Source organism: Phocaeicola plebeius (genome assembly GCF_003437535.1).
Lineage (GTDB): Bacteria > Bacteroidota > Bacteroidia > Bacteroidales > Bacteroidaceae > Phocaeicola > Phocaeicola plebeius_A.
Genome location: NZ_QSQT01000011.1, coordinates 60,366 through 73,579 on the forward strand (window position 1 = coordinate 60,366; position 13,214 = coordinate 73,579).

9 protein-coding genes are annotated in these 13,214 nt (G+C 46.6%); 4 read left to right on the forward strand and 5 right to left on the reverse strand.

The features are described from left to right. Nucleotides 1–158 precede the first annotated feature (158 nt). Nucleotides 159–2,642: a tetratricopeptide repeat protein gene (locus tag DXD04_RS07215; RefSeq protein ID WP_117672166.1), complete on the forward strand. Its 2,484-nt coding sequence runs from the start codon at nt 159–161 to the stop codon at nt 2,640–2,642. Nucleotides 2,643–2,645: 3 nt separating this feature from the next. Here DXD04_RS07215 and DXD04_RS07220 read toward each other — a convergent pair whose 3' ends face one another. Together DXD04_RS07220 and DXD04_RS07225 are read right to left on the reverse strand one after the other, a co-directional pair. After that, nucleotides 2,646–3,740 (reverse strand): peptidase associated/transthyretin-like domain-containing protein, encoded by a 1,095-nt coding sequence (locus DXD04_RS07220; protein ID WP_117672168.1) that lies wholly within the window; start codon nt 3,738–3,740, stop codon nt 2,646–2,648. Continuing rightward, the gene (locus DXD04_RS07225) at nt 3,730–4,797 is read right to left on the reverse strand and encodes a hypothetical protein (protein ID WP_259299532.1); all 1,068 of its coding nucleotides are present in this window, start codon (nt 4,795–4,797) and stop codon (nt 3,730–3,732) included. The genes DXD04_RS07220 and DXD04_RS07225 overlap by 11 nt, the downstream gene beginning before the upstream one ends. Nucleotides 4,798–5,065: 268 nt before the next feature. Here DXD04_RS07225 and DXD04_RS07230 point away from each other — a divergent pair, with 268 nt between their 5' ends. The 3 genes from DXD04_RS07230 to DXD04_RS07240 all read left to right on the forward strand — a co-directional run bounded on the left by DXD04_RS07230 (nt 5,066) and on the right by DXD04_RS07240 (nt 10,451). Next, nucleotides 5,066–7,036, forward strand: coding sequence for a DUF3857 domain-containing transglutaminase family protein (locus DXD04_RS07230; protein ID WP_117672170.1), 1,971 nt, complete (start codon nt 5,066–5,068; stop codon nt 7,034–7,036). 36 nt (nt 7,037–7,072) lie between these two features. Beyond that, nucleotides 7,073–8,710, forward strand: a complete 1,638-nt coding sequence (locus DXD04_RS07235; protein WP_117672172.1) for a DUF3857 domain-containing protein — start codon at nt 7,073–7,075, stop codon at nt 8,708–8,710. 184 nt (nt 8,711–8,894) lie between these two features. Continuing rightward, nucleotides 8,895–10,451 carry an ATP-binding protein gene (locus tag DXD04_RS07240; RefSeq protein ID WP_117672174.1) on the forward strand — a complete coding sequence of 519 codons (1,557 nt, stop codon included), beginning with the start codon at nt 8,895–8,897 and terminating at the stop codon, nt 10,449–10,451. A gap of 8 nt (nt 10,452–10,459) precedes the next feature. Here the strand turns inward: DXD04_RS07240 and DXD04_RS07245 are convergent, their stop codons facing one another. From DXD04_RS07245 to DXD04_RS07255, 3 genes are read right to left on the reverse strand one after another with little or no spacing between them, the layout of a single operon-like run. After that, nucleotides 10,460–11,341: a DUF4377 domain-containing protein gene (locus tag DXD04_RS07245; RefSeq protein ID WP_117672176.1), complete on the reverse strand. Its 882-nt coding sequence runs from the start codon at nt 11,339–11,341 to the stop codon at nt 10,460–10,462. A 1-nt stretch (nt 11,342) separates the two neighbouring features. Continuing rightward, nucleotides 11,343–12,446 (reverse strand): DUF4932 domain-containing protein, encoded by a 1,104-nt coding sequence (locus DXD04_RS07250; protein WP_117672178.1) that lies wholly within the window; start codon nt 12,444–12,446, stop codon nt 11,343–11,345. A gap of 43 nt (nt 12,447–12,489) precedes the next feature. Continuing rightward, entirely contained in the window at nt 12,490–13,152 is a 663-nt protein-coding gene (locus DXD04_RS07255) for a DUF4369 domain-containing protein (RefSeq protein WP_117672180.1), read from the reverse strand. Nucleotides 13,153–13,214: the final 62 nt, after the last annotated feature.

Sequence of the window (13,214 nt, forward strand, 5' to 3'; positions counted from 1 at the left end):
AAACAATGCCTCCAACAAATATACTGAAAATTATACCACTTATCTCTTGTCGTTCAAAAAAATAAGAGCCGACTATTACCGGTTTTACAAATAATGCCTATCTTTATCCACAGTCAAATCATTTTCAAAAGACATCACACACAATAAAACTGAAATCTATGATAAACACACCATCTCTTACCTGTTTCTGTACGGCACTGCTAATTTCTGTCAGTCTTTCAGCGCAAGTTTCACAAAAAGGCAACGTACGCATTTTCAACTCACAACATACCCCCTTGCCCGGAGTACAACTAATGGCCATCGGTGCACCTGCTACTGATACAGACAATAATGGGGAATTTTGCTTTCATTTTCTGAATCACAAAGCAGGCACAGCTATCAGTTCTCCACAAGCCTACAAGAAAGGGTACGAAGTCGTCAACAGCGACATGCTCAACGGCTGGATTCTTTCAGAGAAGCGTTCATTGGACATTGTCATGGCCCCGGAAGGTACCATCGAAGAACAAAAGAATCACTACTACGCCATTGCCATATCACATTTTTCCAAGCTTCGCAATAAGACAGTACAGGAAATCAACCATTTGTACGCCCAGCAGAAAATTACGCAAGCAGAAAGAGCCCAACGACTGAAAGAACTGGCAGAAGAAAACCACACTTTCATGAACATGCTGGACAAGTATGCCGAGAAATTTGCCCGAATCAACCCCGACGATATAACCCAAATAGAGAAACAAGTGCTGAAACTGGTAGAGGATGGCAAACTGACAGAGGCAATAGAATTATATAACAATTCCGGCTTGATTGTTCAGGCCCGCCAAAAGCTACAGCAACGCACACAAGCCGATGAAGACATTGATTTGCTGGCAGAACGCATGTATCGCTACGCCGACCTGTGTGCACTGGCCGGAGGAAAGGAAAATGAGCAGAAAGCTTATGACACCTACAAGTGGATTGCAGAAATATTGCCCGACCGATTTTCCTACGTCCTAAAATACGTCCTACAAAAAATCACCTTAGGAGAACAAGACCTGGAAGAATGGGCAGACCGCTGTCAGAAACTGGCATTCGATGAAAAATCGCTTATTCAGGTTCTTAATCTGAAGACACTCATTGCCACCAATATCCGAAAAGACTACTCCAAGGCCTTCGAATACAACCAGCAGGCACTCGAAATCCTGCAACAGGCACAAGAAGCCATGCCATCGGGCGACTATCTGGCCGTAATGCAAATCACGCTTCACCAGACGGCCTACCTGCTCGAAGCCATACATGAATGGAAACAGGCAGAAGAGGTATATTTGAGCAATATCAAAAACCTTGAAGAACAAATAGCCGTTAGTGACAATCAGCTGTTTATCCGGATACAGAAAGGTTCTCTTCTAGATTCCTATACTTCACTGATGAGGCTTTATTCCCAAAAGGAAGATTTGGAGAAGGCCCGTCAGACTGCAGCAAAAATCAAAGAAATCAGCCTCAACGACCCCGACCTTGACGAGGAAAAGAGAATTTCCATCGAACTGAACTACCTGGATATGCTACTGGATTTTGCTATGAATGCCGGTCAAATGAAAGATGCTTATAAAATAGCTGCTGAGGCATACACAAAAGCAGAAGTACTTTACCAGAAAAATCCGATTACCAAAGCAGCTGAGTTCCTGCAACGATACATCGTCTACCTGCAACTGAGTGTAGATTCCGAAACCGACGCATTCCCAGAAAGAGCAGAACTTTTGAGAACGAGAATCGAACAAGAGTTCACTTCTCTTTCACCCGATTTTAAAATCAACGCCTTGCACAATCTGGAGATGATGTATTCCACTTATTATTCGCGAAAAGGCAACCAGCCAGAAGAACGGCGCAGCCTGGTCAAAGCCTACCAATACACCAAGAAACTAAGTGAATCCAGCAGTTCCCAGTTTACCCAGGAAAATCTTTATGCACGAGCCAAATACATTGATGTACTGATTGCAGAATCTAAAAACCAGGAAGCCGCCCAGGAAGCTCTTGAACTCGATGCCCTCTATTCCATACAATCGGCCTGGGGATACCAAAACCTGAGTGTAGAAAGCAGCATGGGAGTCGCACTGGTATGCGGCGGATATTATGAACTCGGATTGAAATACCTGGAACGCGTAAAAGAAGGACGGGAAAAGGAACTGAAGAAATATCCCCACAACAACGAACTCAAAGCAAATACATGCAGCACCTACAACAACCTTTCCCTGGGTTATAGCAAACTGAAAAAATACAAGCAGGCACTGAAGGAACAACTAAAAGCCTACACACTGATGAAAGACCTATATGCACAAAACAAAGCACAGTTAGGAACGAACTACATGCTCATCACGATGAACATCAGTGTGAACTACTATCAGAATGGCGATAACCAGCAGGCCCTGCACTACCTGGAAGAAGCTTCCGCCATAGCCGAGGAGATGAAAGCACTATTTCCGCAGTATTTCGCCACCTACCCTATTGTCGTCAAGCTGGCCAAGGGCGATTTGCTCAGCAAACTTTCACAACCGGGAGCACAGGAACTGCTGAAGGAAGGGCTGGAATACAAGGCAGGCTCCCAGCCGAATGATGCCCTACTGCTGTACACCCTGAAAGAATACCACAGCAACGGGCTCTATACCAAGTAACTTTTATTTGCGAAGAATGATTTTCCATGGGATTTTATCGGACACCGGACCGGTGAAATCCCATAATTCATATCCTTTCTTGAAGGCCTGTACCCGCTGCTGCACCTGCTGTTTGTCCAGAGGAACCGACAAACGGAAATTTCCCATTTCATCCGAAACAGTCTGTAAGTCGATCACCTGTATGGTCACGCCTGACAGCGGACGGTTCGCTTCATCCTTCACGGTGCCGAACACTACTGAAAGACTCTTGTCGCGACGTATGTTTACCACCAGTCTCTTTTCCAGTTCCATCACCGTGTCCACTGGTTCATATCCTTTAGCAGTGACTGAAAGCTGCACCGGAGTACCCAGATAACGGGAATGTATCTCCTTGAAAATCGCTTCATCGGTCAGTCGGTCCACGTGGCAGGTCTCGCTCTTGTCGGAATAAGTCAGCGTAATGTCCGCCCCCTCAAATGGAAGTGCGGAAACTGTCTGATCGCTCAGGCAAACCGTCGTAGTTACTGGGGTAAAATAGAAGAAAGCCTTAAATGCCAGCCACATCACAATCAGCGGAGCTACTACATACGACAAGGTAAACTTCAGTCTATACAGCATTTTCTCCTCGGTTGATGGAACACGAATTACTCCTTCCTGCTCCAGTATAGCCAACTGACGGTCAAATTTAACCCGCCAGTCTTCCGGTGTAGTGTACACATCGCAGAAGTGACCCAATGTATGCTCACAGTATTGCTTGAAATTGGTCAGCGCCTCATCCTCAATACCTTCTTCCTTAAAATAAATGAAGATTTGCGGACGTTCTTTATTCTCCCGGAAAGCAGCCAAAGCCACTTCCAACTCTTCACGCGTATATTTTCCCAGGCGTGTGTGAAACAAGAAAATCACCAGGTCACATTCACGGATGTACGCATTGTAGCGATCCTGTAGGCGACCGTCGTTCAGCGAACTGCAGAAATCCTTCCAGGTGCGGTGGTCAAACTCAATATCCTTTTTCCGATACAGCTTGTTCTTGTCCGAAAAATACACATCAAACATCGTTTTGTCCTGATCCAACTCAGCCGACGATGCAATAAAAACCTTTACCAGCTTACTTCTCATTTTTCCAACTATTTTCTTTGATTCGAGCCCAGTTACGACGAGCTAGAATCCGTTCTTCCAGTAATTTCAGTTTCTCCTTTATTTTCTTAGGCCACTTCACATCCTGCCTGCAACGTTGCAGACTGACCTCTATCTGTTCCACCTCGGCCACCGTCTGCGCTTCCTTGACTAGCAGGCCATATCGGTCGATGGCAGACTCTTTCTTTCCACTGTTCCACATCCACTCCGTCACGGTCAGTCGTGGAGCCATCTCCCGTGTTGCTTCCAAAATCAAGCGGGCCACCGAATCACAGCCCGCCACATCGCCCGTCTGCCGCATCAGTTCAAAACTGTGCACCAATGAAGGCAGCAAAAGCTGCACATCCGCATCGGCAGCCTGCCTTCCGGCCACACGCTGTGCCAGCACTGAATCCGTATGCATGGACTCATACAAGCGGATAGCTCCTTCCATGTCACCCTTATCCAGCAACTCCAGCGCCTGCTGCTCTGTTCGTTCCAGTTCATCACGGTTCAGGCGGGCAAACCTCATGGCATACACCTCCAGTCTTCGCTTCAAGGTCACTTGCACCTGCGACAAAGAATCCACCCTCCGGACATACTCCTCGTCAGTGAGCCGTTGCAGTTTCCGGCGAGTCTCCAGTTCCACCAGCGCTGCATGATATTCCCGCTCACTGGCAGAGACACCTATCTGATAATATTTTTTCCGCAGTGCATCAATCATCTCCGTACGCCCCAAAACGATTTTCAGCACCGCATCCGACGAAAGGTTCCAGTTATCCACCTTCTCCCGGTTTACCATTTCAAAACCTTTCTTATATACCCCGTCCAGCAGCAACGGGTCGCCCGGCAGAGAAGATACAAATGACAAGACGAACTGCCCCTCCTGGTCACTGTCGGACGAAGCCGCACCGGTCGCCCTGATTTCCACCCCTGCCAGCGGACGGTTTCCACTGTTCATTTCCAGCACCACCCCCCGCTGCACAACCTGCGCTTCGGCAAAAGGAAAAAGCATCCCTCCGCACAAACAGATTATCCATCTTTGTATAACTGCCCTCATTTCGGTCTTCAAATTTACAGTTCGTCTGTTGCAAATTTAGGAAATTCTCTGAGAAATACGACTTTACTGCATATTTCTCTTCCATTTCATGTTTAATAACTAAAAACCGTCTCCAAAATTTGGAAATCATACCTTTTATCAATAACTCCATCCCTTCCCAATTACAGAGACATTTATCAAAAATAAATCCCTTAATCGTTAGGTCAGCTACACAAGAATACCTACCTTTAAGACCGTTATTTTTTACCAGGCAATCTATCAGAAAAATATGAAAAAGACAAAACTATTTTTTGTAGGTGCTGCCATCCTGATAGGAGGAGGGACGGCCGTACATGCCCAGTCGTGGAGAAACGACGGGGCAGTTTCTTTGGATAAACAATATGCCGATTATCCTTGTGTGAATTTACTAGACAGTACCAGTGTGACGGTGGAACCCACCGGACAAGGTTCGTTTGCGGTCTGCCGGGCTGTACGGGTGCAGACAACTGCCGGAGCCTTGCAGCAACGGATACTGAAATACGATTACGACCCGCTGACGGCAGCTGCTACTTTCAAGCGAGTGACCATCTACCATGCCGACGGAACATATACATCGGTCGATGTAACCAAGGCCTGTGACTACGCCGCTCCGGCCAGAGCTATCTACTGGGGAGCCCGCCAGATTATGCTGGAACTGGGTGCATTGCAACCGGGCGACATCATCGACTATGAAATCGACAAGAAAGGATTCACGTATGCCCTGCTGAGTGATGCACCCCAGTCAGGCGACGACTCCCGCTTTATCCCGCCCATGCGCGGACAGTTCTACGACATCGTGCCCTTTTGGTCGGCCGATCCCACCCTGCGCAAAGTGTACCGCGTCAGTCTGCCGGCCGAAAAAGAAATGCAATTCCAGTTCTATCAGGGCAGCTGCGCTTCCTCCATGCGCTACGAAGACGGACGGAAAGTCTATACCTTTGCTAAAGATGCCATCCTACCCTTCCGTCGGGAACCAAATATGGTCGATTTCTATGACGCCGCACCGAAGCTGATGATGTCTACCACCGCCGACTGGAAAGAGAAGTCACGCTGGTTCTACGGAGTCAACGAAGACTACGGCAGTTTCACCGCCATTCCGGAAGCCCAGAAGAAAGTAGACGAACTCATTCGGGGTAAAAAAACCGAACTGGAAAAAGTGGCGGTACTCACCCACTGGGTGGCCGACAACATCCGTTATGCAGGTATCTCCATGGGAAAGGGAGAAGGATTCACCCTGCACAACCTGAAGATGAATTATACCGACCGCTGCGGGGTGTGCAAGGACATTGCCGGCACACTGATTGCGTTCCTGCGGATGGCAGGATTCGAAGCCTTTCCGGCCATGACCATGGCAGGCAGCCGGGTGGAGACCATTCCGGCCGACCATTTCAACCACTGCGTGGCCGTAGTGAAACTCAGTGACGGCACAATGATGCCGCTCGACCCCACGTGGGTACCTTTCTGCCGGGAACTGTGGAGCAGTGCCGAACAGCAGCAAAATTACCTGCCGGGCACACCGGAAGGCACCGACCTGTGCCTGACTCCTATCTCCGACCCGGAAAACCATTACGTACGTATCAAGGCACAGAACACCCTCGATGAAAAAGGCACGTTGAAAGGTACCTTCACCATCGAAGCTGAGGGACAGAGCGACAGCAACATCCGCCGCATCTTCACCACCGGATTTCAGAGCGAATGGGCACATACCATGGAACGCCAGTTGCTGAACGTATCGCCCAAAGCCCGATTGAAAAGCGTGGACTACGGACGGACACCGAAAGACTACCAGCGCGCCCCTATCCAGATTACGTTCCGCTACGAGATTCCGGAATATGCACTGAAAGGCGACCAGGGAGAAATGGTTTTCAAACCTTTCGTACTGAATAACCTCTACACGCAAGTCCTCTCCTACCTGCGGATAGATACCAGCCTGGAGAAACGGGCCTACGGCTTCAAGGACGGCTGCTCCCGTCTGGTGGAAATGGAAGAAAACCTGAAACTTCCTGCAGGATACGAATGGCAAGGAAAGGAAAAGCAGGACCAGATGGACGGGCCAGGTGCCGGATTCACCGGATACATGGGCCAAAACGGCAACCAGTTGCAGGTGAAAACATCCTTGCGCCTGAAGAAGCGGGTCTACGAAGCATCCGACTGGGAAAGTTTCCGAAATGCGGTGAACACAGCCAAGGGATATGGAGAATACATTGTGGTAAAGAAATAACCACTCATACGAGGATTTAACAAGAAACGAAGCGTAATGAAAACATTATCAATCTACATAGGAATCATAGGAATGCTTTTGCTGGCTGTACTGCCGGCCAGAGCCGCATCGGAAGCAGAATTCCGCAAACTCTCGAAAACGTACACCCTGCGTGCCGACGGCAGTCAGGAGATGCGGGTGCAGAAGGAACTCACCCTGTTCACCCATGCCGCCATGAACGGCCTGTACGGAGAAACATTTATCGTGTATAACCCCGACTTCCAGAAGCTGGAGATTCACGTGTCCTACACCCGCCAGAAAGATGGCACCGTGGTTCAGACACCCGCCAATGCCTTCGTAGAGGTATTGCCTGCCGCAGCTGCCAACGCACCGGCCTACAACCAACTGAAAGAAATGGTCGTGGTGCACACCGGACTTGAATTAGGTGCCACCATCGTGCTGGATTACTCCATTGTAAGCAAAGCCGGTTACCTGCCGGAACTTGATGTCTGCTGTCCGGTCAAAGAACTTTCTCCCATCAAGGAATTCACCTTCCGCCTGAACGTACCAGCCGGAAAATCGGTACACTATGAACTGCTGAACGCTTCTGCCCAGCCGTCCATTGCCCAAAGAGACGGAATGAAATCCTTCACCTGGACACTAAAGGAAGTGAAGCCCCGCCCTTACGCCTATCCTTCCACAAGAGGAAATATGGGACAAGTACAAGCAGTAGCCAGCGGCATGATGCCCGTCTTCGTGGCCTCAACCTGGTCACGATACGATGAAGCCCTGAAAAGCCTGAAAGCACAATTCCAGCCCGGCAACCGCTCCGTTATCGAAGCAAAGGTAGCCGAACTGACCCGAGGCATCCAAGGCAATCCGCAGGCAGTCCGCAACGCCATTGCCCGCTACATGACCGAACTATATCAATTGGGCCGTTGCGGCGTATCACTGCAGGATGTCGGCTACCGTCTCCGTCCGGCATCGGAAGTTATCCGTTCGGCTTACGGCACCCAGGCAGAATTAGTGAACCTGGATGTCACCTTGCAGCAGGCAGCCGGACTGGAAGCGGAAGTAGCCGTATGTACCCTTCGCCCGTCAAAAGCTGAAAACCAAGGTTTGTCTACCATCGTATCGCTGGTAGCCCAAAGCAAGCTGATGCCCGAAAAGGTCGCCCTGACAGGTACCGAAGAAGCCAGCCTGCAACCCTTCCTGGCAGTGAGCGGCCTGGATGGAAAACCGCTGACAATGGAAGTTTACTTAGGAGCCAAGGAAATGCAGCAGACCGACACCCTGAAAGTGGACGAAAAAAAGTTGCAGCAGCCTGCCGAAGGATGGGGAATCGTGACACTGAACGACCCGACACCGGCCCGCACACTCTATGCGTATGCTGCCAATACAACCATTCCCGAGAATATCCTTCTGCCGAAAACTATGAACTGCACGCTGGAAACCATTGTCTGCCTGCCGGAAGGAATGAAAGCAACTTCTCGCACCAACAAGGAAATCAGCAATGCTTGCGGAAAAGTAGTATTCAGCTACCAGCCCACGAAAGAAGGCATGAAAGTGACCCGCAGCCTGCGCGTCAGCCGTCAGTTACAGACCCCGTCGAATTACAAAGAGCTGTATGCCCTCCTGGCAGAATGGAGAGATACCAATAACCATACGCTGGTGGTAAAGAAAGTAGCAGAATAAACTGAAAAATAACTCTCACGAAAAAGGAATCGCCCCTTAAATGGATCGGTTCCTTTTCTTTTTCCCCGAAGCCGCTACCACACTCAACAACATTTCCGGCCAACTTTTCCGTTTCCTGTTTCCTGCCTGTTTGAATGTTCGCTGAAAATTACTACATTCGCAGTAGAATCTAAATCCAGTGGTTATGAGCAAGCTATATCCGGTAGGAGTGCAGAACTTTGAGAAAGTGATATTGGGTGGTTATGAATACGTCGATAAGACCGCCTTGATTTATCAGTTGTTCAATACAGGAAGTTACTATTTTCTGAGTCGTCCGCGACGCTTCGGAAAAAGCCTGCTATTGTCGACCCTTGAAGCCTATGCACAAGGAAAGAAAGAGCTTTTCAAAGGACTGGCACTGGAGAAGCTGGAGAAGGACTGGACAGTATATCCGGTTCTGCACCTGGATTTGAATACGCAGAAATACGATACGCCGGAATCGCTGACCAGTATTTTGAATGACAATCTATGTACCTGGGAAAGTCGATACGGCGCACGGGAAAGCGAGACAAGCCTTTCCCTTCGTTTCCAGGGTATCATCCGCCGTGCCTGCGAACAGACAGGCCGCCGTGTGGTGATTCTCATCGATGAATATGACAAGCCCATGCTACAGGCCATCGGCAATGAAGCCTTGCAGAACGAATACCGAAGTACCCTGAAAGCTTTCTACGGAGCATTAAAATCCATGGACGGCTGTATCCGCTTTGCCCTGCTCACGGGAGTAACCAAGTTCGGCAAGGTCAGCGTGTTCAGCGATTTGAATAACCTGATGGACATCTCCATGGACGACCGCTACGTGGAAATCTGCGGCATCAGCGAGAAGGAAATCCATACGTATTTTGAGGAAGACATTCATGCGCTGGCTACAGCTACGGGCCTGACTTATGAAGAGACTTGTGCGGAGCTGAAATCCAATTATGACGGTTATCACTTCACGGAAAATGCCGTGGGCATGTACAATCCGTTCAGTCTGCTCAATACGTTTGCGAAGAAAAAGTTCGGCAGCTACTGGTTTGAGACAGGCACACCGACCTACCTCGTCGAACTGCTCAAGCTCCATCACTATCCGATAGAAGAACTGGAACACATCGTCACCAGTCAGCCTGTACTGGACAGCATTGATACGGCCTCAACCGACCCGATCCCGGTTATCTACCAGAGCGGCTACCTCACCATCAAGGGTTACAACAAGATGTTCGAGAACTACACGTTAGGCTTCCCCAACCGGGAAGTGGAACAAGGGTTCTTCAAGTTTCTGCTACCCAACTACGCATCGGTAAGCGTAAGCAAGTCACCCTACCAGATTCAGTGCTTTGTGGAGGAAGTAATGGCGGGCAAAGTGGATGATTTTTTCGAACGGTTGAAGACTATGTTTGCCGACATTCCATACGAGCTGGCACGTGACCGCGAAGTGCATTACCAGAATATCCTCTACATCATTTTCAAGCTGATGGGCTTCTACGTGCAGGTGGAATACCACACCAGTCGCGGACGGATTGACCTGGTACTCCAGACGCAGGACTACGTGTACATCATGGAATTCAAGTTGAACGGCAGCGCAGACGAAGCTTTGGCTCAGATTCGGGAGAAAGGCTATGCCGCACCTTTTGCCAAGGACAGCCGTACGGTCTACAAGATTGGAGTAAACTTCAGTGATGAGCTTCGGAACATTCAGGAAGTGAAGGTGGAAATGGAGTCTTGACCATTGTGTCAGTTTTTTTCAATGGCATAAGAAACTACAACCGCTTTTACACCTGCATCCGGGTATTTGCTCTTATAGTGTGCTGTCAGGTCCTTATACAGATAGAAAAGATTTGATGTTACTCCTGCTTCTCTTGATTTCGCAGAATATCCTAAAAACACATCAAACGAAGGATAGCCTGTTTCATTCCCTTCTTCATCCAGGAATGACCATTCCATGAAACCATTTACTTGTCCTTCGGGTGGTAGTATCTGATATACTTCAGGAAATTCTTCCTGAGCTTTATTGGTTCTTTTTATCAGACCAGGACCTAATACATTAGTGTCATCTTTTATTGCGAGCCATTTCGGTCCTTCACTGTTGCCATAATAGAAATAGTGATAGTCCAATGGCAGAATAGAGTTATTCTTCAAATCCTCTTCAATTACCTCTTTGTTATCAGCCTCTACCGCATATCTGTATTTAGGCAGGAATTTGTCTTTATAGAATGCTTCCGGAATAAAGTGTTTCGGTAATCCCTCCGAAGCTTTTTTCTCTTTGGAGATTACCTCAAGCAACTCATGTTCTGTCCAAGCTGGTTGCCCCATGCTATAATCCAGGTAACTTGTTTCGCTGATTTTTATTCTATATTCATATCCATTTTCAAATTCAAATCCGCCGATACCCCCTAAGGCATCCCACCCTTCTGCATTTTCTTTTTTTACAGGATATACTTCTTTCAGATAATCACGTCCCTCTGACCATATTACCCCCGGCTTCATTTCCGATGCGACAGTCAGCACATACTCTTTATAATCAGTAATTTTTCTACCCTCTTCGTCCTCCTTATCACAACTGATGAAGGTAAATGTAAACAGGAGCAGTACTCCCAATAAGTTCTTTGTTTTCATGTTACTTTGATTTTATGACGTCCAGTCTTTTATTTTCCTTTTTAGCATAGTCTTCGAAAAAATCTATTACCCTCGGATAGAAATTCTCAAAACTACCATATTTTACCTGTCTTTCTTCGTATTTTCTCAGCAGGCTCACCAGTTCCGGCATCCATCTGAAATTTCGTTGCACCTGCTCCAACAGTTCATTTTTTATTTCTTCCGGCTTGTAGTCTTTGTCCAGCATATAACAGATAACAGCCGCACGGACAAGTGATTCGTTTATCACGGTCTTCCAATTGCCATACGCTTGTTTCGCCATACTCCAACGTGAAGAATTAAACAAATCCGTGGCAGCCGGCTCCAGTTCTTTTACATAATCAGGATATTTGTTTTCATCCAGAAAATGATTGATAAAAGAATGATTAAATTCATGAATCAGCGTCGGCAAATATTCTTTGCTATACATGGGCATACCTTCTTTATTCACGTAATAACCCACAATAGCGAAAACCTCCTTCTTATGTCCTTTTATTTGCCGGTCTGCTCCATAGTTTCCACCTCCATAGCAGAAACCGATTATCACAGAAAAAGTTTCCTGAGGTTCATTTCCATAGAAATCAGCATACCAGTCTATATCAAAATGACTGATGACATTATCCTGATAAGACTTGATGCCCCTTTCATAAAGGTCTTTATGGGCCAGAAAGAATTCATTGAATTTTGTATCCCTATAAAAGCTGCTGAGATAAGACAGAAATTCATCCTTATCCACCTTCTTCCATCTTTTCTCTAAGGTCGAAACTTCTTCCTCTATCAATGAAAAAACACCGTTCCGGTTATCCAGATGTACAGCCATTGACATGACGGCATCATAAGCTATGCCATACTTGTTCCTAAGTCCTTTCATATACTGCACGGCCGGATGGTCAGTACTCTCCTTAAAATAGCTGTCCATATCCTTTATATATTGGCCCGCCATATCCATGTGATATTCCGGAAAACCGGCCATACGCGACAAGATACTCATAAGCTCCACGTTTTCATTTACCTGTGGAATAATAGACTGTGCCTTTACACAAAGAGTTGCGATGAGCAGGACTAAGAATATCACGTATTTTTTCATAATGTAAACTGTTGGTTATTCATAGAACTTCACAAAAGACAGGTTATTTTCTAACATCATCAAAATGCTTTGATGATGCGAACTTCTTGGGAAGTCTTTCAAAAAGCTTCTGAAATGTTTCTTTGTTCAGTGAATGTCTGTTTATGTATAATAGATAAGCCCCCACAAGATTATCAATATTACGTTCTATACTTTGAATATTGAGAATGGAGTCTTCTTTTATGAGTTCATTCATTTTTAAAGTTATTGAATCCTTCTGTTCCTGCGTCAAAGTAGAATCCTTCAAACATAGATTATCAAGATGTCCCAACACATGACTTATTGAATCTATTTTAAAACCTTCTATACGGAACAAATCATTATATGGAGAACCATATATATCGAATATATCTTTATTGCTATCTCTTATGTATTTCACTTCAAAATCTTGTGTAAAAACCATAGCTACACTTGGCTCATTGCCCACAGCAGGAACTATAACTTTAGGCAAAAAATCTTCTTCTGAAGCCTTCGGTAACTTGAATGTAAATTTTCCATTCATAACTACAGCTGAATCAAAATATGTATTATCAAGATATTCAGTTATATACATATAATCACCATCTTTTACACCAGTAGTTATACCATGAATTATACATTGCTGTTCTGTACACGACACTAAAAAAGAGAATAGCATCAGTATTCCACATAAGTTCTTTGTTTTCATGTCACTTTGATTTTAGAGTTTATAATTCTGTGTTCACTATCTAAGGTATTTTCTACTTGCTA

Excerpts from the sequence above, each read along its gene's own strand:
- DXD04_RS07215 (WP_117672166.1), top strand. The coding sequence starts at position 159 with ATGATAAACACACCATCTCTTACCTGTTTCTGTACGGCACTGCTAATT.
- DXD04_RS07220 (WP_117672168.1), bottom strand. The coding sequence starts at position 3,740 with ATGAGAAGTAAGCTGGTAAAGGTTTTTATTGCATCGTCGGCTGAGTTG.
- DXD04_RS07225 (WP_259299532.1), bottom strand. The coding sequence starts at position 4,797 with ATGAGGGCAGTTATACAAAGATGGATAATCTGTTTGTGCGGAGGGATG.
- DXD04_RS07230 (WP_117672170.1), top strand. The coding sequence starts at position 5,066 with ATGAAAAAGACAAAACTATTTTTTGTAGGTGCTGCCATCCTGATAGGA.
- DXD04_RS07235 (WP_117672172.1), top strand. The coding sequence starts at position 7,073 with ATGAAAACATTATCAATCTACATAGGAATCATAGGAATGCTTTTGCTG.
- DXD04_RS07240 (WP_117672174.1), top strand. The coding sequence starts at position 8,895 with ATGAGCAAGCTATATCCGGTAGGAGTGCAGAACTTTGAGAAAGTGATA.
- DXD04_RS07245 (WP_117672176.1), bottom strand. The coding sequence starts at position 11,341 with ATGAAAACAAAGAACTTATTGGGAGTACTGCTCCTGTTTACATTTACC.
- DXD04_RS07250 (WP_117672178.1), bottom strand. The coding sequence starts at position 12,446 with ATGAAAAAATACGTGATATTCTTAGTCCTGCTCATCGCAACTCTTTGT.
- DXD04_RS07255 (WP_117672180.1), bottom strand. The coding sequence starts at position 13,152 with ATGAAAACAAAGAACTTATGTGGAATACTGATGCTATTCTCTTTTTTA.